19 protein-coding genes are annotated in these 18,790 nt (G+C 61.5%); 11 read left to right on the plus strand and 8 right to left on the minus strand.

The window, feature by feature from the left end; all coding sequences use genetic code 11:
* The first annotated feature begins 101 nt into the window (after positions 1–101).
* The gene (locus ACT3TP_RS08600) at positions 102–1,517 is read left to right on the plus strand and encodes a CitMHS family transporter (protein WP_444620407.1); all 1,416 of its coding nucleotides are present in this window, start codon (positions 102–104) and stop codon (positions 1,515–1,517) included.
* A gap of 232 nt (positions 1,518–1,749) precedes the next feature.
* Here ACT3TP_RS08600 and ACT3TP_RS08605 read toward each other — a convergent pair whose 3' ends face one another.
* Complete coding sequence (locus ACT3TP_RS08605; protein ID WP_444620409.1) at positions 1,750–2,355, minus strand: TetR/AcrR family transcriptional regulator; 606 nt, start codon at positions 2,353–2,355, stop codon at positions 1,750–1,752.
* A gap of 148 nt (positions 2,356–2,503) precedes the next feature.
* On the opposite strand from ACT3TP_RS08605, the gene ACT3TP_RS08610 reads away from it, so the two are divergent.
* Positions 2,504–3,838 (plus strand): NtaA/DmoA family FMN-dependent monooxygenase, encoded by a 1,335-nt coding sequence (locus ACT3TP_RS08610; RefSeq protein ID WP_444620411.1) that lies wholly within the window; start codon positions 2,504–2,506, stop codon positions 3,836–3,838.
* Between the two features lie 48 nt (positions 3,839–3,886).
* The gene (locus ACT3TP_RS08615; RefSeq protein ID WP_444620413.1) at positions 3,887–5,374 is read left to right on the plus strand and encodes a DHA2 family efflux MFS transporter permease subunit; all 1,488 of its coding nucleotides are present in this window, start codon (positions 3,887–3,889) and stop codon (positions 5,372–5,374) included.
* A 185-nt stretch (positions 5,375–5,559) separates the two neighbouring features.
* On the opposite strand, the gene ACT3TP_RS08620 is transcribed toward ACT3TP_RS08615, so the two are convergent.
* From ACT3TP_RS08620 to ACT3TP_RS08630, 3 genes are all read right to left on the minus strand, one after another.
* Positions 5,560–6,021: a hypothetical protein gene (locus ACT3TP_RS08620; protein ID WP_444617498.1), complete on the minus strand. Its 462-nt coding sequence runs from the start codon at positions 6,019–6,021 to the stop codon at positions 5,560–5,562.
* Positions 6,022–6,080: 59 nt separating this feature from the next.
* Positions 6,081–6,359, minus strand: a complete 279-nt coding sequence (locus ACT3TP_RS08625) for a hypothetical protein (RefSeq protein WP_444617496.1) — start codon at positions 6,357–6,359, stop codon at positions 6,081–6,083.
* Positions 6,360–6,476: 117 nt separating this feature from the next.
* Positions 6,477–7,031 (minus strand): mycothiol transferase, encoded by a 555-nt coding sequence (locus ACT3TP_RS08630; protein ID WP_444617494.1) that lies wholly within the window; start codon positions 7,029–7,031, stop codon positions 6,477–6,479.
* Between the two features lie 77 nt (positions 7,032–7,108).
* Between ACT3TP_RS08630 and ACT3TP_RS08635 the strand changes: the two genes are divergently transcribed.
* The 3 genes from ACT3TP_RS08635 (at position 7,109) to ACT3TP_RS08645 (ending at position 10,142) form a co-directional block, all read left to right on the plus strand.
* On the plus strand, positions 7,109–8,008 hold the full coding sequence (locus ACT3TP_RS08635) for a 3-methyladenine DNA glycosylase (protein WP_444617492.1): 900 nt from the start codon (positions 7,109–7,111) through the stop codon (positions 8,006–8,008).
* A gap of 33 nt (positions 8,009–8,041) precedes the next feature.
* Complete coding sequence (locus ACT3TP_RS08640) at positions 8,042–8,497, plus strand: hypothetical protein (RefSeq protein ID WP_444620415.1); 456 nt, start codon at positions 8,042–8,044, stop codon at positions 8,495–8,497.
* Positions 8,498–8,558: 61 nt separating this feature from the next.
* Positions 8,559–10,142: a cation:proton antiporter gene (locus ACT3TP_RS08645; RefSeq protein ID WP_096285632.1), complete on the plus strand. Its 1,584-nt coding sequence runs from the start codon at positions 8,559–8,561 to the stop codon at positions 10,140–10,142.
* Between the two features lie 64 nt (positions 10,143–10,206).
* Here the strand turns inward: ACT3TP_RS08645 and rlmC are convergent, their stop codons facing one another.
* Both rlmC and ACT3TP_RS08655 read right to left on the minus strand, forming a co-directional pair.
* Entirely contained in the window at positions 10,207–11,337 is a 1,131-nt protein-coding gene (gene rlmC, locus ACT3TP_RS08650) for a 23S rRNA (uracil(747)-C(5))-methyltransferase RlmC (RefSeq protein ID WP_096285634.1), read from the minus strand.
* 200 nt (positions 11,338–11,537) lie between these two features.
* Positions 11,538–11,891 carry a hypothetical protein gene (locus ACT3TP_RS08655; RefSeq protein WP_176484139.1) on the minus strand — a complete coding sequence of 118 codons (354 nt, stop codon included), beginning with the start codon at positions 11,889–11,891 and terminating at the stop codon, positions 11,538–11,540.
* On the opposite strand from ACT3TP_RS08655, the gene ACT3TP_RS08660 reads away from it, so the two are divergent.
* Positions 11,854–12,471 carry an ankyrin repeat domain-containing protein gene (locus tag ACT3TP_RS08660; RefSeq protein ID WP_176484150.1) on the plus strand — a complete coding sequence of 206 codons (618 nt, stop codon included), beginning with the start codon at positions 11,854–11,856 and terminating at the stop codon, positions 12,469–12,471. The genes ACT3TP_RS08655 and ACT3TP_RS08660 overlap by 38 nt on opposite strands.
* 12 nt (positions 12,472–12,483) lie before the next feature.
* Here ACT3TP_RS08660 and ACT3TP_RS08665 read toward each other — a convergent pair whose 3' ends face one another.
* Entirely contained in the window at positions 12,484–12,894 is a 411-nt protein-coding gene (locus ACT3TP_RS08665) for a YchJ family protein (RefSeq protein WP_096285638.1), read from the minus strand.
* Positions 12,895–13,113: 219 nt separating this feature from the next.
* On the opposite strand from ACT3TP_RS08665, the gene purS reads away from it, so the two are divergent.
* Genes purS through purL form a run of 3 tightly spaced genes read left to right on the plus strand, consistent with a single transcriptional unit; the run spans position 13,114 to position 16,429 of the window.
* Positions 13,114–13,365 carry a phosphoribosylformylglycinamidine synthase subunit PurS gene (purS, locus tag ACT3TP_RS08670; RefSeq protein ID WP_096285640.1) on the plus strand — a complete coding sequence of 84 codons (252 nt, stop codon included), beginning with the start codon at positions 13,114–13,116 and terminating at the stop codon, positions 13,363–13,365.
* Positions 13,365–14,117 carry a phosphoribosylformylglycinamidine synthase subunit PurQ gene (gene purQ, locus ACT3TP_RS08675; RefSeq protein WP_096285643.1) on the plus strand — a complete coding sequence of 251 codons (753 nt, stop codon included), beginning with the start codon at positions 13,365–13,367 and terminating at the stop codon, positions 14,115–14,117. The genes purS and purQ overlap by 1 nt, the downstream gene beginning before the upstream one ends.
* On the plus strand, positions 14,114–16,429 hold the full coding sequence (gene purL, locus ACT3TP_RS08680) for a phosphoribosylformylglycinamidine synthase subunit PurL (protein ID WP_096285645.1): 2,316 nt from the start codon (positions 14,114–14,116) through the stop codon (positions 16,427–16,429). Before purQ ends, purL begins: the two co-directional genes overlap by 4 nt.
* 117 nt (positions 16,430–16,546) lie before the next feature.
* On the opposite strand, the gene ACT3TP_RS08685 is transcribed toward purL, so the two are convergent.
* Positions 16,547–17,329, minus strand: coding sequence for a type 1 glutamine amidotransferase domain-containing protein (locus ACT3TP_RS08685; protein ID WP_096285647.1), 783 nt, complete (start codon positions 17,327–17,329; stop codon positions 16,547–16,549).
* Positions 17,330–17,621: 292 nt separating this feature from the next.
* On the opposite strand from ACT3TP_RS08685, the gene ACT3TP_RS08690 reads away from it, so the two are divergent.
* Complete coding sequence (locus tag ACT3TP_RS08690) at positions 17,622–18,722, plus strand: siderophore-interacting protein (RefSeq protein WP_444617164.1); 1,101 nt, start codon at positions 17,622–17,624, stop codon at positions 18,720–18,722.
* Positions 18,723–18,790 lie beyond the last annotated feature (68 nt).

The following is an 18,790-nucleotide window of genomic DNA, read 5'->3' on the forward strand; positions in this document are numbered from 1 at the left end:
ACGAACAACCCCGGATACGTGAGCGCCGCCACGTAACTTGGATAAGTGCCCGCACACCTGCTGGCATCATCACTTGCCACACACTTCAGGAGGTCGGCGCAATGCTAGTTGCTCTCGGATTCCTCATGATCATCACCTTCATGGCGCTGATTATGACCAAAAAAATGACGCCGCTCTTGGCGCTCATCCTCGTTCCCACCATCTTCGGCCTGTTCACCGGCGCCGGCTTTGGCCTCGGCGAGATGATCATGGACGCGATCAAGTCAATGTCGGGCACCGCCGCCCTGCTCATGTTCGCCATCATGTACTTCGGCATCATGATCGACGTGGGCCTGTTCGACCGGCTGGTTTCGGGAATCCAGAAGCTCGTGGGCAACGACCCGGCGAAGGTCGTCATCGGCACCGCGCTGCTGACCGCCATCATCTCGCTGGATGGCGACGGCTCCACCACCTTCATCGTGGTCACCGCCGCCCTGCTGCCCATCTACCAGCGCCTGGGCATGAGCCCGGTCGTGTTGACCTGTGTGGCCGGGCTGACCAACGGCACGCTGAACATCGTGCCGTGGGGCGGTCCAACCGCTCGCGCCGCGGCCGCCTTGGGCGTGGACGCGGCAGACATCTTCGTGCCGATGCTCCCATCGCTGGGCGTCGCGCTGATCGTGATTGCCATCTTCGCCTGGCAGCTGGGGCTCTCCGAGCGCCGCCGGCTGCAGAAGGATCGTCCCGAACTGTGGGGCACCGGCTTCGGAGGCGGAAACCTGGGCGGCGGCAAGCCCCAGGACGGCACCTCGCCTTCGGGCTCCTCGGTGGCAGTCCTTGAATCCGTGGCCCGCAAGGGGGACGGTTCGGAAGCCGCGACCATGGACGGCACCGTGCTCGATCCGCACCGCGAGACCCTGCGCCCGAAGATGTTCTACTTCAACCTGGCGCTCACCGTGGCCATCATGGTGCTGCTCATCGTCGACGTGCTGCCGCTGGCCTACCTGTTCATGGTCGGCACCGCCATCGCGCTGGTAGCCAACTTCCCGAAGGTCAACGACCAGGTGAAGATGATCGCCGCGCACTCCAGTGAAATCATCGCGGTGGTCTCCATGGTGCTCGGCGCGGCGGTACTCACCGGCGTGCTCTCCGGAACCGGCATGGTCGATGCGATGAGCCTCTGGCTGGTCAACATCATCCCGGATTCCCTGGGCCAGTACATGGCGGTCATCACCGGCTTGATTTCGATTCCGGCCACCTTCCTGATGAGCAACGACGCCTTCTACTTCGGCATTCTTCCGGTCCTCACCGAGGCCGGCGCGCACTTCGGCGTTCCTGCGGTGGATATGGCTCGCGCCTCCATCACCGGACAGCCGGTGCACATGCAATCTCCGCTCGTCCCGGCAATCCTCTTGCTGGTCTCGCTCTCTCGTGTGGATCTGGGCGATCACCACAAGAAGGTGCTGTGGCGTGCGGCCGTGGTCAGCCTGGTCATGCTCGCTTCGGGCGTGCTCTTCGGCGCAATCCACATGGGTTAAACCCCAAGGGCCTATTGGTCCGTCGTCAGCTAAGCTCCGCGGTACTCGGTATTTTTACCGAGTACCGCGGAGCTTGGTGTTTAAGCAGTCGAATTGATCCCGAGCTATGCGCTGACAGCCCTCACGGCAGGTTGCATGAAGCCAAACACCACGATATGCCGCCGTGCTCAGAAAGACATCGATACCGTCGCGCGCTGCTCATGCACTTCGTCAGCTCTTGCCGTTCCACGACTCAATGTCCGGAATCGGCGCCGCTGGAGGTAGCCCATCCCGCCTTAGTGAGGGTAGCCAGGGTTTGGGCTGAACTCTCGTCCGCCATGGCGGCGTCACGCACCCAGCTGATTGCCAACGCGGCGAGGAAGAGATCCCGTCCGCGCACTTCAGAACGCGCAGCTCCGTCTTTTTGGGCCGCAATCAGGAACTCGTCCGTCGTGGTGATGTACCCCTGGCAGGTGATTCCCAACGGGGAAGACTCTGTGCGGCTCGCAGCGCGGAGCGGTTCAGGCAAACCGTCGAAGGCGCCCGCCCAGTCGATCAAGGCGATAAGCCATTGCTCAAGACGATCGCCAGCGTCTCTAGTTTCCGACCGGATGGCATCGCGCCGCACCTCTAGCTCTTCGTCGCGCGCGGTGAGCAGGGCTGCGAGCAACGTCTCCCGATTGGGGAAGTGGCGGTACAAGGTACCCGCGCCCACTCCAGCCTTTTTGGCAATCGCATCGAGTGACCCTGAAACCCCATGCTCGGAAAAAAAGTGCGCCGCGGTATCGAGGATGTGGTCCCTGTTTCGCTGGGCGTCAGCCCGCGGGCTCCGACCTTTCCCTGCAGCAGATGTGGACATGAATTCACCCTTACCTTGACAAAGCGGAGACTGTCTCCATATAGTTATTTTCTAAGAGGAGACTATCTCCTTTTGCCTCGCTTGTCATCTGCGCGGTGCTCTCATTCGGCAACCCAACCACCATCAAATGCTGCTAAAGGATCCTTTCATGCCCGCTTCTTCCACTCATCAAATGCTCCTGGCACTGCAGGTAGCCAATGGTTATGGGGCGCAACCCGGCGCCTGGCGCCAGCCCGGCACCGAGCCCTCGGCATACACCGACATGGACGTCTTCGACCGTTATGCTCAGGCGGCCGAACGCGGAAAGATCCAGTTGATCTTCCTAGCCGATACACCCGCTCTCGATGTGGACCTCGAGCGAGAGGCTCCGCACCACGCCATCGATCCGCTCGTGGTTCTGAGCTCAATGGCGCGGGCGACCAAACGCATCGGACTCGTCGCGACGAGTTCAACCACACTCAACGAACCGTTTACCATCGCCCGGCAGTTCAAAGCCCTCGATGTTGCCAGCCACGGCCGGGCCGGCTGGAACGCTGTGCCTACCTCGCACCCGGCCGCCGCCGCCAACTACGGCATCACCTTGCCCTCACGCGAGCAGAAATATGAGCGCGCCCACGAGGTCATCCAGATCGTCCAGGCGCTCTGGGGAAGCTGGGGGATCGACGCATGGCTACGCGATGTTGAGCACAAGAGGTTCGCCGACATGTCCCAGATCCAGCCAGTGAACCTGCAAGGCCGCTACGTCGCCTCCGCCGGCCCCCTGGCGATTCCACCCTCCGAACAGGGACAGCCGGTAGTCTTTCAAGCCGGTGGTGGCGGAAATGGCCTCGAGATCGCCGGCCGCTACGCGAGTGGCGTATACGCGAATCCGTTCACCATCGAAGAAGGCCGCGCACACCGCAACGCCCTGCGTTCGGCAGCCGAACGGGCAGGCAGGAACCCGGACGAAGTGAAACTTTTCGCCGGATTCATGCCCAGCGTCGCCGCATCCCGACGGGCAGCCCTTGACCGCCGGCAAAGCCTGGACGAATCGGTTGACCTCAATCAACGAGTCCGGTATCTGGGCTCCATGCTCGGTCTGGCGCTTACCCCCGCTCAGCTCGATGAGCCCCTGACCGCACAACAAAAATCTTCGGCGCGCGCCAATCCGGGCGACCCGCGGGCACCGCATGCGCTCGAGCTGGCCCGGGAAGGGTGGACCCTGCGTGACGTGCTGGCGCACGGCGTCATCGACTACCACCCCGTCGTGCCCGGCACGGCCGCCGAGGTTGCCGACCATATGCAGCAATGGTTCGAAGCCGGCGCGTGCGACGGGTTCTCTCTGGCCATTGACGTATACGCGGACGGGATCGATGCGTTCGTCGACGAAGTCATCCCACTGCTGCAAGAACGGGGCCTGTTCCACAACGACTACGAAGGCACCACCCTGCGCGACCACCTCGGCGCCCCGGAACAGTACGGCCAGGATCCGCGCCTTTCCTGATTCCCGCTCCAGCACCTTCACGCACTCACCATTTAAGAAAGCACAAACATGCCCACTTTGAACTCTTCCACGACAGCCCATCCGCCCAATGACCACCAAGGAGATCGGCTCGCACCGGGAAGCGCCCTGGTGATCGGCCTGCTGATGGGGTCCACCTTCCTCGTGCTCCTGAACGAAATGCTGCTGGGAGTCGCGCTGCCCACCCTGATCGCCGACCTGGAAATCACCCCCTCGACAGGGCAGTGGCTGACGACGGGCTATCTGCTGACGCTGGCAGTGCTGATCCCCGCGACCGGGTTCGTCATGCGCCGCTTCCACATGCGCACGATCTTCCTCACCGCTATGGCACTGTTCATCATCGGAACCGCCGTCGCGGCCGCTGCACCGGGATTCGGCGTCCTGTTCACCGGTCGCATCATCCAAGCGGTGGGAACCGCCGTCTTCGTACCGCTGCTTATGACCACCGCCATGCGGCTGGTTCCTGAAGCACGCCGTGGCAGCGTCATGGCACTGGTCACCGCGGTGCCCGCGATTGCGCCTGCCCTCGGCCCAGGAATCTCCGGACTCGTACTTTCGGTCCTGCCGTGGCGGTGGCTGTTCATCCTCGTCTTGCCCATCGCCGTGATCGCGCTCATCCTGGGAGCGATCAAGCTCAAGAACATCACAACACCGGAACACGCGACTCTTGACGTGCTCTCCCTCGCCCTATCCGCTCTCGGCTTCGGCGCCTTGATCTTCGGCCTTTCCTCAATCGGAGAGTCCGCTTCCGGCCACGCGCCCATCTCGCCCGCCATCCCCATCACGGTCGGCGTCCTGGGCGTCGCCGCATTCGCCTTCCGCCAGGCAGCCCTCCGCCGGCGAAACCGCGACCCGTTCCTGGACATGCGCGTTTTCCAGTCGAAGTCGTTCGTCGTGCCGCTGCTGGTCATGGTGTTCATCGCGCTGAACGCCTTCGGCATTGGCCTGGTCCTCCCCCTCGTCCTCACCGGGGCGTTGGGATTGGGCACATTGGCCATCGGGCTCTTCCTCGTCCCGGGCGGCGCCGTGATCGCGCTCGTTTCCGCAGCGGGCGGGCGGATCTACGATCGTTTCGGACCACGGCCACTGGTCATCCCCGGCGGAGTTATCTGGGCAGCGAGCATCTGGTTCCTCAGCACACTCAATGAGCGCAACAGCGTCTGGTTGTACCTCGCCGCCTACCTTGTCCTCTCTGCATCCCAGGCGATGATGTGGGCTCCGATAACCACCTTGGCCCTATCGTCTTTGCGCCCCGAGCTCTACCCGTACGGGAGCGCAGCGTTCACCACCGCGCAGCAACTTGCCGGTGCCGCTGGTGGCGCGGTTCTCGTGGCCATGTACACGATCGGTGCAAACGCGGCACAGGCCGGAGCCTTGACCGTTTCGCAAACCGTCGCCGCAGGACAAACGGCGTTCACCACGGCCGGTGTCATTGCGATCTTGGCCGTCATCGGCACCTTGCTTCTCGGAAAGCGCCGCCACCCCGCCCCACTGACCGGCTCCACAACCGATAAATAACCGTAGCGTCAACTATCGCCGAGATCATCGGATCAATCCCTCGACCAAGCAGTAGCATCAGCTGGCCGCGCCGCGCACAACGGCAAAGCCAGCTGTTGTCGCACGCCAATTGCGCAACGAAATCCTACTGGTAAACCGCTGTCGGCTGAACGAGGAAAATGACAAAATTCTCTGTTTAAGGATGTTTATTCCAAAAGCTCTCCGACGCCGCGAAGGTTTACTTCACCGAGTCTGACTATGTGCAGGTATTGATCCGGTGCTTCTTGTTCAGCGGTATCCCGACTGCAATATAGGGCCGTGGGCTGTGGAGACTCCATGATCCCGAAGACTGGATTTCCATCGGCATCCTCATCGTACGGTAACAAAGTGGTATGCATGAGATACAGAACTCTGACTCCTGCCAGGTCACTGCTCTCAGCATCCTGCACCTTTCGTGCTTCCCAGCTGACTTCAGTGACTTGGTAATTTTCTTGAATCGCAAAGCATTCACGCTCACTGGCCACGACCGCGATTATTGGCTCTATGTATTCTAGATCCGCAAACGGGCTGGGTTGATTACCGTAGACAACGTAGACCATCGGTTTCTCTGAAGATTTGGATTCAAGTAGAATCTTGATTTTTGTCAGCATGTTGCTTACGGACGGCATGAAGCCCCCCTTCTGTACGGGAGCATAGGCACCAGCATAGTAAGTCTTGCCGTTGCAGACTATAGTCCAGAGAGTGCGGCCTGACCAGGCGGTTTTTTCACAGATTTACATGACAGTGCGTGATTTGTCTGTTCGAAGACGGCAGGGCAATAGGTGCCGTTATGGCTACCGGCTTTTATCTTTTTGGCTGGCTGGCTAATTTCAGGGCCACCCTTGTCCCACCAGGCCAACCGCTTAAATCGTGCCTGCGAAGAATGTTTGATCGCAGTGACTTTCTTGGTGCAATAGGTAGTGGATTTGAAGCCACCCGTCCCGTAATTCGGCTGTTGCTTAACCACTTGCTAGATGCGTCTTGGTAGCAATTCGAGGACGCAAATAAGCCTTCACGATTCGGCACTGCCCACTCTTCATTCAAGCTACCTCGCCATTCAAGCTTGCTTAGCCGAAACCTTAAATCACGCGTACCAAGGTGGACGGTAATCAAAAGGAGGGTCCTCGCCCACTCGGCCGTCGATCGCTTCTCGCAGCAAGTCCGCGTGCCCGGTATGCCGGCCGTATTCTTCGATCACATCGCAGATTATTCGTCGTACGCTTGCGTGTTTCCCCTCGTATTCCAAGGCAGAGGGCGCATCGAGTTCACCCGCGGCAACTACCTGAGCCTGAACCTCCCTGCTCTTTAGCACTGCCTTGTCATAGCGCGTATAAAGTGCTTCCGGATTCTCTTCGGCGTTCACCGCGAAATGGTCGCGCCCCTCGGCAGAGAATTCAAGCACGATCTCCGGGCGTCCGCGGCCGATCAAGTAGGCAAAATTTTCGTCTTCGACCACCGCCAGATGCTGCAGCAGTCCACCGAGGCTCAGCTCGCTGCTCGGCAGCCTCGCCGCCAACTGCCCGATGTCCAGGCCGTCGGCCTTATACCTGAAGGTGGTGCGCAACCGGTCGAGCATGCTGAGCAGGTGCGCTTCCTCGGTGCCGTCCATTGGCGGCTCCCAGGGAGGGAAGTTTTCCATGGTGTACTCCTGTGCAGGATATGTGAGTTGGCGTACCAAACTGGTTTCGCCGGCCCATGAATTGAATAATTAGAAGTATGCCCCTAACCGCCACAGCTTTGGAAGCCCCGCACTGGATGCAACGTGCCGCCGCGCATGAGGTCCGCGCGAGAGCTTTTGGCGAACCATTTGTCCAGCGCAGGATGACCGGGGCCAAACATCCCATCGAGGATTTCCTTTTCACCTACTACACGCAGAAACCCGGCCAGCTCTATCGTTGGCACCCGGGCGTCGGCGTGGTGCTGCTTGGCGAGCAGGCCCGAGAACGTGAAGATTGGAAGTTCTACCGCAGCACGGAAACCCCGGCAGGACCGGGGGTAGAACTCGATATTGAGAAATTCTCCGAGTCACGGGCCAGGGTGATCGAATTCGCCCGCATCCTGCTGCGCAATACGGCACAGAAGCCGGCCAATTTCTCCTGCTTCGGATTGCATGAATGGGCGATGGCCTACAAATCCGAGGTCAACGGGATACGCCACGAATACCTGCCGCTTCGCCTCGGCGCGACGGGCACGGACGAGGTCGTAGAAAACCACAAGATCCGTTGCACGCACTTTGATGCCTTCCGCTTCTACACTCCGGAGGCGGTGCCGCTCAACGAGTTGCAGCCAACCCGTGAGACGCAACGCGACCTGGAACAGCCCGGCTGCCTGCATGGAAATATGGACCTGTATAAATGGGCCTATAAGTTGAGCCCTGCGGTTCCCAGCGCTCTGGTCATGGACTGCTTCGAACTGGCCTGGGATATCCGCACCATGGACATGCAGGCTTCCCCCTACGACCTTGGGGATTGGGGCCAAGAGCCGATCCAAATCGAGACTCCCGAGGGCAAAGCGCAATATGTTCGGCTGCAAAAGGAGTTCGCCCTGCGGGCGGAGAAGCTGCGGATGGAACTATTGCAGGTGGTGCTCAGCCTGCCAATTGCCTCGGAACGCTAGCGTGTTGGGCTAAAAGGGAAGCACAATTGGTTCATGGGACGACTGAAGAATCGGAAGGCGCACACGGGTCTGGTTTTCGTAGCTCCGCTACTGGCCGGGCTGCTGCTCGCTGGTTGCGCCAGTTCGGCTCCCACCGCGGGCACCTCACCCGTTGGCGCTGACGCAGAGCTCAAGATCAGCATCAGCTTCGAGGGGAAGTCCGTCGACAGCGAATACCATCTATCCTGCCGCGGCGCCCAGGCCGCTGATTCTAGTACGCTGCCCGAGTCGAATGCCGCCTGTGCCTTATTGGCCAAGAATCCCGAAGTGCTCACCCCGCAACGCTCGCCGCAGCAAAGCTGCACCGAGATCTATGGCGGGCCCGCGACGGCAAGGATCAGCGGAATATTAGGTGGGAAGCAAGTCGATACGAGCTTCGACCGCCACAATGGCTGCGCGATTAGCGAATGGGATGCATTGGCCCCGCTGCTGGGCGAGGGCATGAAATAACCCGCTATATCCTCCTCTAGATGCCACCACGGATAGCTCCAGCGACTAGAATAGGAAGACTATGGAGTTCTTCCTGCTGATCATCGCGCTGCTGTTCGCCACTATTTTGATTGTCGGGCTGGGTGAGCGCATCAAGCTCCCCTATCCAATCCTGATGCTCATCCTTGCCACCTTGGCCGGTTTCCTCCCGTTCATGCCTGAACTGCATATCGATCCAGCGTTGATCCTGCCCATCTTCCTGCCGCCGCTGCTCTTTGCCACCGCGCAGCGCAGCTCCTGGTCGGTGTTCCGGCTGCGCTGGAAAGCGCTGATCCGCCTCGCGGTGGTGCTGATCGTGGTAACCGCCGGCGCGGTGGCGGCAACCTCGCTGGCTTTCGCCCCCTTCTTGTCGGTTCCCTTGGCGATCGCCCTCGGCGCCATCGTCGCCCCGCCGGACCCGGTAGCGGTGGATGCGATTGCGACGAAGGTGAAAATGCCGCGGCGGCTCACCTCCCTGCTGGAGACCGAGGGGCTGTTCAATGACGCGATGGCCATCGTGCTCTTCCAGCTTGCGGTCACCGCCACGCTTAACGGCACCGAGGTCGGCTTGGACCTCATTCCGAAATTCTTGATCGGCGCGGCGGTGGCCATCATCGTGGGCATCGCCATGGCCTGGGTTGTCGGTTGGCTGAACCGCTTCGTGCCTAATCTGGCGGCGCGCTGCGCGGCAACCTTGGTGGCACCCTACGCCGTCTACATGCTGGCCGAGGAAGTCCATGCCTCCGGAGTGGTCGCGGTCGTGGTGCTGGCCCTGGAGCTGGGACGCCGCGACCGTCCGCAGGACTCGCAAGAACGGTTGACCCGGCACGCCTTCTGGGAAGTGCTCGAAATGCTGGCCACCGGTCTGGCCTTTGGCCTCATGGGCCTGGAGATGAACTCGGTCATCCAGGAAGAGGGCAGCAACCTGCTCGGGTTCATTCCCGGCATCCTTGCCATCTGTGTCGTAGTGATCCTGGTTCGGACGCTCTGGATGTTCGGCACCTACTATCTGCCAAATGCCCGGCGCGGGATGGAGAAGGTCTCCGCGGCCAAGGATTCGCTGGTGCTCACCTGGTGCGGCATGCGCGGACTGGCCACCCTTGCTCTCGCCTTGGCCCTGCCGAAGTTCACCGCGGAAGGCACCCCCATCGAGGGAAGGAACTTCGTGGTGGTCGCCGCCTGCTCCGTACTGCTCGCCACCCTCGTAGTCCCGGGGCTGACGCTGCCGATGCTGATGCGGGCGCTCAAGCTGCGCGGCAATGACCAGGCCACCAAAAAGGCCCGCCGCGCGCTCGCTCGCCGGGCCGAAGAAGTTGCGGTGCAGACCCTGAAGAAGAATCTTGAGCTGCAGCAGCTGCCGGAGAACTACCGCCATGTGGTCACCCGACGCATGCACGACCTGCACAACATCTTGCTGACCGATCCGGATACGCATGACGCGATCACCGATGAAAAATACACCCAGCTGCGCGCGGTGATCACCAAGGCCGACGCGATTCAGTCCACGGCGCTGGCGGCGGCCCGCGACGAGTTGCTCCGCGCCCGGCGCGAACCCGGGGTTGATCCGCATATGGTTGACCAGATCATGCAGCGCCTTGATATGCGCACGGCCACCTTGGACCGCTAGCACGCAAAAGGGTGGCCGTAACCTGTTAATGGTTCCGGCCACCCTAGTGCGTCTCTATACGCGTTTAGACTGCGGCGCGTTCGAGACGAACAATCACCTCGTAGTGATTGGTCTGCGGGAACATGTCCATCACCCGGGCCTGCTTAGCGGTGAACTTGTCTAGCCGTGCAAGATCCCGGGCCAGCGAAACCGAATTGCAGCTGGAGTACACCACATGCTGCACGGTCGAATCGTTGAGCCACTGTGCCAGCTCGGCCGAGATGCCCCGACGCGGCGGATTGACGATGACCGCTTCCGGCGCCTGCCCGGCGGATAGCGCGAAGTCGGTGGCGTCCATTGCGGTGAACGTCGTGTTCTCCAAGCCCATCTCCTCCACCGCGACCTGCGCCGCAGCCACCGCCTCGGTGCTGGTTTCGATTCCCTGCACCCGACGCCCGCCTTCGGCGCAGTGCAGCGCGAAGCCGCCTACCCCGCTGTACAGGTCCCAGAGGCTGGCAGGATTTGCATCGGTGATCCACTGGCGAGCCTGGCGGTACAGCGCGGCGGCAATCTCGGTGTTCGTCTGGAAGAACCCCTGCGGACGCAGGTGCATCGGCACGCCGTTCAGTCCGAATTCCAAGGTGGTGCGGCGGGTGAGGATGATTTCTTCTTCACCCTCCAAGACGGCCTTGTGCTCGGGCAGGAAGTTCACCGAAACCACGCTGTGGCGCGGGAGCAGCTCGAGGAATTGAGGCAGTGAATCGCGAAGAGCCACGAAGTGCTTCTTAGTGCGCAGCACCCAGCGCACCATGACCGCTCCGGTGTCCGAAAGAGTGAGGATGACGTGCTTGAGCTGCCCCTTGCCCTTGGGCACGTCATAGGGGATGAGCTTCAGTTCCTTGATGAAGCGCTCGATCACCGGGAACAGCGCGCGCAGTTCGGGAGCGCAAACCCCACAGTTGCGCAGGTCTACGCCGTGGCCGTCGGCGTCGAGAATTCCGATGGTCGGATTCTCGGTGGTTCCGGAGATCACCATTTTCGCCTTATTGCGGAAGCCCGATTCTGAGCTGGCTTGCGGCGGCAAGAATTGCAGGTCTGGGAACTGCGCGAGCGCGGTGGCGCAGTGGTCGGCTTTGGCCTGGAGCTGGTCAACGTACGGCACCGTCATTTGGGTGCATGAACGGCAACGTCCGGCGGAGAAGTAAAGGCATTCCATGGTGTCTCCAATTTTAGCGAAGAAGCCTGCGCCTGGGGCGCAAAGAGATTTCGGCGGTTATTGACCGCAAATTTTCAGCTTTCCCCGATATGCTCACTAGCAGATCGACATTCGGCAGGAACTTCACCGCTACCGGAAAACCGCGGATCATTGAAAGGAAAGATGGCACTTCGACACGGGCATTCCACGCAACGACGTGGCTACGCATTGCTAGCGCTCCCCTTGGCCGCCGTACTTGGAGCTTGCAGCAGTTGCGCTTCTTCAGTCCCCCAAGCAGACCCCGTGCCCTCGGCCGCCTCTTCCACTAGCCCGCCAAATTTGCCGGTGCAAAGTCCGGCTGCTGCCCCCTCCAGCACGCAGAGCAAGCCATCTGCCGCCACCAGTTCCAGCACGAGCTTGGCAACCAAGCCCGCCACAAGCGCGAGCGCCAGGTCGACGTCGAATCCGGCAGCTTCCCAAGGAAGCCTTGCCCCATTGTCGAGTGCGGCCACCTCTGGATCTGCCAGCATCAAGCCGTTGACCCAAAGCGGACCGATCCATTCGACCTCAACCACCGCTCTTTTTGCGGCGGTTGCCGAAGGCGAAGTCGGCTCGGTGCGCAAAGCTTTGAAGGACGGCGCCGAGCTGGATGCCAAAGACGGACGGGGAAATACTCCGCTGATGCGCGCGGTGCTCAACCGCGATGACCAGATCGCCAAGCTGCTGCTTGCCGATGGGGCGAATCCGAACTCAAAGAACAAGTCCCAGGAATCACCGTTCCTGCGAGCCAGCGCCTTTGGCCTCGAAGACGTGCTGCGTTCGGCACTGGCCCACGGCGCCGATGTAAACAGCGTCGACCGGCTGGGCAGCACCGCCTTGTTCGTGGCTAGCGAAGCCGGACAGGTGGAATCGGTTCGTGTCCTGCTGCAGCACGATATCCCCCTGGACAAGGTCAATGATCTTGGTTGGAGCGCACTGCATGTGACCATCTCCCTGGGCCAGGGCTCGAATAATTCGCTGTCCATAGCCCGCCTGCTCTTGGCAGCCGGAGCTAATCCGCACCTGACCGATCCTTCCGGATCCGACGCCTTCGAACTTGCCGAGAAGCGCAATCAGCCGCAGATGCTCTCCGCCCTGCGCAACTCCAGCAAATAGCGGCGAGTTCTGCTACAGGGCGTCGACGTAGAACCAGGCTCCGTCTTCCCGCACGAACGAGCTGGCTTCTCGTTGGCTGTCCCGATCCTGCCCGAGGCTGTAGTGCGCCTCGAATTCCACGACTCCACGCGTCGCGGTGGCGCCGCCCGAGCGGGTTGCATGGATCTCCAGGCCCAGCCAGCGCATGTGGGCATCCAGCTCCAGTTCCTTGGGCCGGGTGGTCTCATGCCAGGTCTCAAGCAAATACCGGTGCAGCCCCAAGGCAAAGGCGCTATAGCGCGAGCGCATCAGCTCTTCTGCGGTGTCGGGCAGCGCTGACCGGTTGGTCCGTCCGTCATGAAAGGGCTGGCAGCATTGCGCGTAGCTGCGCTGCGCTGCGTCTAATTCACGGCAGGGACAGCGGGTTTCCTTGGAGTTTTGCACGTATCCAGCTTACTTGCCCGCTCCGGTGACCCAGCCCACGAGCCGAATATCACACGTCTTAATCGCCGCTAAAGCGGTAGTTGCACACACCCCTGCGTTTTGCGCGTCACATACCCGGTAGACTTGTAAAGCAAGCTCGCGGAGCGCCAAATCCCCCTGGTGTGAGACGGCAACTCCGTGTGGCATTTAACTTAACCTCGCCAACAGGAGATATGCCGGATGCCCCGCATCGTTGTAGATGTCATGCTCAAGCCAGAAATCCTTGACCCTCAGGGCAAGGCCATCGCGGGAGCACTTCCCCGCCTAGGCTTCACCTCCTTCGAAGCTGTCCGCCAGGGCAAGCGCTTTGAACTCACCGTCAACGGCGAGGTGACCGAAGAAATCCTCGCCCAGGCGCGCGAAGCGGCGGAGACCCTGCTGTCGAACCCGGTCATCGAGGACGTTGTCAACGTCGAGGTAGTCGAAGACTAATGAGCACAGATCTTCCCTTGATTGGCGACTACTCGACGCCAACTTCCGAACTTTCCGGAGCGCGCATCGGCGTGGTGACCTTCCCGGGCACCCTCGATGACCGCGACGCCGCTCGTGCGGTGCGCGCAGCCGGTGCCGAAGCGGTGTCCCTGTGGCACGCCGACACCGAGCTGCAGGACGTTGACGCCGTGGTGATTCCCGGTGGCTTCTCCTACGGCGACTACCTGCGCGCCGGCGCGATCTCCCGTTTCGCACCGATGATGTCCAAGATCGTCGATGCTGCGAACTCCGAAGCCAAGCTACCCGTGCTGGGCATTTGCAACGGTTTCCAGATCCTCACCGAGTCGCACCTGCTGCCCGGTTCGATGATCAAGAACGACCACCTGAAGTTCCTCTGCCGCGATCAGCTGCTGCGCGTGGAGAACAACCAGACCGCCTGGACCAACGGCTACGAGCCGGGCCAGGAAATCACCATCGTGCTGAAGAACCAGGACGGCCAGTACGTGGCCGACGAGAAGACCCTGGACATGCTCGAGGCCGAGAACCGCGTGGCGTTCAGCTACGTGGGCTGGAACCCGAACGGCTCGCGCCGTTCGATCGCCGGCATCTCCAATGCGGCGGGCAACGTGGTGGGCCTCATGCCTCACCCGGAGCACGCCATCGAGGCCGGTTTCGGTCCGGATCACCGCGGCACCGACGGTCTGACGTTCTTCACCAGTGTTTTGACCCACCTCGTTGGAGGCAAGAAGTGAGCCAGGAAGTGACCAAGGAATTCAATATCGACACCGTCGATAACGCGGCCGGTACCCCGAATGTGGAACTGCCGTGGGCCGAGCTGGGCCTGAAGGACAACGAGTTCGCGGAGATCGTCAAGATCCTGGGCCGCCGCCCGACCGCGGCCGAATTGGCCATGTACTCGGTGATGTGGTCCGAGCACTGCTCGTACAAGTCCACCAAGAACCACCTGCGCCAGTTCGGCGACAAGGTCACCGAAGAGATGAAGAAGGACCTGATGGTCGGCATCGGCGAAAACGCCGGCGTCACCGACCTGGGCGACGGCTGGGCCGTGACCTTCAAGATCGAATCGCACAACTCCCCCTCCTTCGTCGAACCGCACCAGGGTGCGGCCACCGGCATCGGCGGCATCGTGCGCGATATCATCTCCATGGGCGCCCGCCCGATCGCCGTGATGGACCCCTTGCGCTTCGGCGCGATCGACCACCCCGATAGCCAGCGCGTGGTGCACGGCGTGGTCTCCGGCATCGGCAGCTACGGCAACTCGCTGGGCCTGCCGAACATCGGCGGCGAAACCGTCTTCGACCCGATCTACCAGGGCAACCCGCTGGTCAACGCGCTGGCAGTCGGCGCATTGCGCCACGAAGACCTGCGCCTGGCCAACGCCTCGGGCGTGGGCAACAAGGTGGTGCTCTTCGGTGCGCGCACCGGCGGCGACGGCATCGGCGGCGCCTCGGTGCTGGCTTCCGAGTCCTTCGACGACACCAAGCCTTCCAAGCGCCCGGCCGTGCAGGTCGGTGACCCCTTCGCCGAGAAGGTGCTCATCGAATGCTGCCTGGACCTGTTCAAGGCCTCCCTGGTCGAGGGCATCCAGGACCTGGGTGCCGCCGGCATCTCCTGCGCCACTTCCGAACTCGCCTCCAACGGCGAGGGCGGCATGCGTGTCGAGCTGACCGATGTGCTGCTTCGCGACCCGACCCTGACCCCGGGCGAAATCCTGATGTCGGAGTCCCAGGAACGCATGATGGCCGTGGTCACCCCGGAGAACGTCGCGGCTTTCGAAGCCGTCATGGACAAGTACTCCGTGGAGTACTCCTGGCTCGGCGAGGTCACCGACACCAACCGCCTGATCATCACCTGGGATGGCGAAGTCATCGTGGACGTGGACCCGAAGACCGTCGCCCACGACGGCCCGGTGTACGACCGTCCGTATGCTCGCCCAAGCTGGCAGGACGCCCTGCAGGCAGATACCTTCAAGGCGTCGGAGGCCGGAGCGAACCTTCCGGCTACCGGTGACGAGCTGAAGGCTGCGCTGCTCGAGCTGATCGCCAGCCCGAATATGTGCGACAAGTCCTGGATCACCCGCCAGTACGACCGCTATGTCGGTGGCAACACCGCCCTGGCTTCCCCGGATGATGCAGGCGTGGTCCGCATCGATGAGGAAACCGGGCTTGGCGTAGCCATCGCTACCGATGCCAACGGCCGCTACACCTACCTGGACCCTTACCTGGGTGCCCAGCTGGCGCTGGCCGAGTCCTACCGCAACGTCGCCACCTCCGGCGCGATCCCTGCGGCGGTCTCGGACTGCCTGAACTACGGTTCCCCCGAGGATCCGGATGTCATGTGGCAGCTGGCCGAAGGCATCCGCGGCCTATCCGACGCCTGCAAGGTGCTCGGAGTACCGGTGACCGGCGGCAACGTCTCGCTGTACAACCAGACCGGCACCACCGCGATCCACCCAACCCCGGTCGTGGCAACCCTGGGCAAGCTGGACGACGTGGCACGCCGCACCCCATCGGGGTGGCGCGAAGAGGCAGACGGCCAGGCAATCTACCTGATCGGTGAGACCTTCGACGAGCTGGACGGCTCAGAGTTCGCCAACCTGCGCGGACACCTCGGCGGCTTGCCACCGAAGGTGGATCTGGAGGTTGAGAAGGAACTGGGCGCGATCCTGATCAACGCCAGCCGCGACGGCATGGTCGACGCGGCGCATGACCTCTCCGAGGGCGGCCTTGCGGCCGCGCTGTCGGAAATGGTCCTGCGCTACGGTGTCGGTGCCCGGGTGGCCCTGGACGACATCAAGAAGCGTGACGGTGTCGATTCATTCACCGCACTGTTCTCCGAATCGCAGTCTCGCGCACTGGTTGCGGTTCCGCGCAGCGAAGAGGTCCGCTTCAACGACATGACCGGCGCCCGCGGTGTAACCGTGGCTCGCCTGGGCATCGTCGATGCGGAATCGAATGCCCTGGAGGTGCAGGGTGAATTCACCGTGTCCGTCGAGGACCTGCGTGCCGCGCACGAAGGCACCATGGAGAAGTACTTCGGCTAAGCCTCCGCGCTAATAGCGCAATACGGCGAACAGCCCGTTTCCTCGGTGAGGAAACGGGCTGTTCGCCGTATTCATGCCGGTTCGAGGTGCTCCCCGCCAGCTCGGGACCTAGCTCTTCTAGTGATGCTTGTGCTCATCGTGCTCCTTGCGCGATGCCGACTTCTTGGCATCATGCTGGGCACGAAGGTCTTCGGCGTCATGCTGCTCGGCGGCTTTCTCCTGCTGAATCACTTGAGCGAAAAGCTTCTCCATCTCCTTGGCGACACCAGCTGCGGACGCCGGATTCTGGCCGGTGACCAGACGCTCGTCGACGACAACCTTTTCTTCGAAGTTTTCAGCCGCTTCGTGAATGGCACCTTGTTCAACCAGCCTGTCGACAAGGAGGAACGGGACGACCTTGTCCTTGCCGACTGCGACCTCTTCTTCGTTGGTGAATGCCGCGACGGTTCGCCCTTCGATGAGGCGCAATCCATTTTTCAATTCGACGTCGAGCAATCCAGCAGAACCGTGGCAAACCGCACCGACTAGTCCCCCTGCGTCGTAGACGCTGGCTACAAGTTTCTGCAGCCCTTCATGCTCAGGGAAGTCCCACATGGTCCCATGTCCACCGACCAGGTAAACGCCGTCATATTGTTCGGGGTCCACAACCTCGACTCGCGCGGTGTTGTAAAGGCCCGCCCGCGTAGCCTCATTCTGCGTGAATGCCACTTGGATCGGGTCGTCGGTATCTACCGTATCCTGCGGTGGTTGTCCGCCCTTGATCGAGGCAAAGTCTACGAAATGCCCGGAGTCCTTGAATACTTTCCATGGATGCGCGGCCTCGGCCACGTTGTATCCGGTTTTTTCTCCCGTGTCGCCGATCTCGGAAACACTGGTTAGTACCATGAGGATTTTCTTCATGACGTGCTCCTTTCACCCGATCCCCAGCCTAGGCAGGCGCTCTTCATCTGGCTACCTATTCCAGATAGCTTTCGGCTAAGTCTCAGGAAATGCCTTGAGCGGGGCTAAGAATTTTTGCCCCTTTGAAGTCCGTCATCCTTGAGCGAAATTGGCGCATTCGAAAGACAGGACCGCTGGGAGTCGTTGCGGAACCTTGCCTTGCCTTCCCTGTGGGGCTTGTTTGCTCCCTCCAGACAGCGCACACTCGGATCAAGAACATTTCCAGTGGACGCAAGAGTCGGGAGCACAGGTCGTGTCAAAGCATCACAGATACAGCAAGCACACTCCACAACTGGTCGTGTCCGCACCTGAGCATTTCATCCTGCAGGCGGTCAATCGTGCCGAAAGGGCAGGCGGCAAACTCGGCTACAAGATAGCCAAGAAGGAACTGAAGAACGCGCAGCATGAAGGGCTCGAGCTTTCCGAGCAACAGACCGACGAACTGCTCCAGGCCGCCGAACGCGCCGGAGCTGCGGCAGCATTGGCCGCGGCACGACGCGTGTTAGGCAAGAGCGTTCACGGGAGGCAGGACATATATCCCGGCGAGAACTCCGAGAATAAGACGCCCCGCCCCGAACTCACCGAGCCAACTCCTCTCAGCCACGGCATGGGCCAACACGTGTTGACGGTTAAACGCGTGAAGCATTTGAGTTCGGAAATGATCCGGGTGATCGCCGGAGCCGATCGACTTGCCGGATTCCGCCCGAACGGCAAGGCGGATCAGTACGTCAAGGTGTACTTTGCCGATCGCGAACTGGGGCTCACCGCCCCCTACGATTTGAAGGCATTGCGCCACCGGCTGCCCCGCGAGCAGGTTCCACGCTCACGTTCCTACACCATCCGCTGGGTCGACCGGTCGGCAGAAGAGCTGGCCATTGACTTCGTGGTGCATGGAGACCGTGGTTATGGCGGTTCGTGGGCCGCCAAGGTACTGCCGGGAGACCCACTGGTAATCTCGGACCCACGTGGCAAATTCACGCCGAGCTCGAAGGCCGGGAATTATCTGTTCGCAGCCGACGAGGCGGGAATTCCGGCCGTTTCCGTGGCTTTGAGTATGCTGCGTGCGGATGCGCAAGGAATTGCGCTGCTGGAAGTGGCCGGGGCCGCGAGCGAGTTTGAAATCGAGCATCCCGCCGGGATCGAACTGCGCTGGCTGCACCGAGACGGCCTACGCCCCGGAACCAGCGATCTGCTCCCTCCGGCGCTTCTTGCGCTGGGTCAACCCAACCCCGGGACAAGCGTGATGGCGCACGCCGAACGATCCACCGCGAAAGCCATCTCGAATATCACCGCCCAATGGGGCCTGAATAAGAAGTACGTCCACGTTTCTTCGTACTGGACGCTGCGGCGCTAGCGTTAGCGCCGCAGGTCACTGGACGTCACCGTAGGGAGCGGTATCTTTTCGAAGCGAAGCGAGGATCA

This window comes from Glutamicibacter sp. AOP38-B1-38, assembly GCF_052377485.1.
In the GTDB taxonomy this organism is placed as follows: domain Bacteria; phylum Actinomycetota; class Actinomycetes; order Actinomycetales; family Micrococcaceae; genus Glutamicibacter.

Coding starts and splice junctions, on each gene's coding strand:
- ACT3TP_RS08600 (WP_444620407.1), top strand. CDS start 102: ATGCTAGTTGCTCTCGGATTCCTCATGATCATCACCTTCATGGCGCTG.
- ACT3TP_RS08605 (WP_444620409.1), bottom strand. CDS start 2,355: ATGTCCACATCTGCTGCAGGGAAAGGTCGGAGCCCGCGGGCTGACGCC.
- ACT3TP_RS08610 (WP_444620411.1), top strand. CDS start 2,504: ATGCCCGCTTCTTCCACTCATCAAATGCTCCTGGCACTGCAGGTAGCC.
- ACT3TP_RS08615 (WP_444620413.1), top strand. CDS start 3,887: ATGCCCACTTTGAACTCTTCCACGACAGCCCATCCGCCCAATGACCAC.
- ACT3TP_RS08620 (WP_444617498.1), bottom strand. CDS start 6,021: ATGCCGTCCGTAAGCAACATGCTGACAAAAATCAAGATTCTACTTGAA.
- ACT3TP_RS08630 (WP_444617494.1), bottom strand. CDS start 7,031: ATGGAAAACTTCCCTCCCTGGGAGCCGCCAATGGACGGCACCGAGGAA.
- ACT3TP_RS08635 (WP_444617492.1), top strand. CDS start 7,109: ATGCCCCTAACCGCCACAGCTTTGGAAGCCCCGCACTGGATGCAACGT.
- ACT3TP_RS08640 (WP_444620415.1), top strand. CDS start 8,042: ATGGGACGACTGAAGAATCGGAAGGCGCACACGGGTCTGGTTTTCGTA.
- ACT3TP_RS08645 (WP_096285632.1), top strand. CDS start 8,559: ATGGAGTTCTTCCTGCTGATCATCGCGCTGCTGTTCGCCACTATTTTG.
- rlmC (WP_096285634.1), bottom strand. CDS start 11,337: ATGGAATGCCTTTACTTCTCCGCCGGACGTTGCCGTTCATGCACCCAA.
- purS (WP_096285640.1), top strand. CDS start 13,114: ATGCCCCGCATCGTTGTAGATGTCATGCTCAAGCCAGAAATCCTTGAC.
- purQ (WP_096285643.1), top strand. CDS start 13,365: ATGAGCACAGATCTTCCCTTGATTGGCGACTACTCGACGCCAACTTCC.
- ACT3TP_RS08685 (WP_096285647.1), bottom strand. CDS start 17,329: ATGAAGAAAATCCTCATGGTACTAACCAGTGTTTCCGAGATCGGCGAC.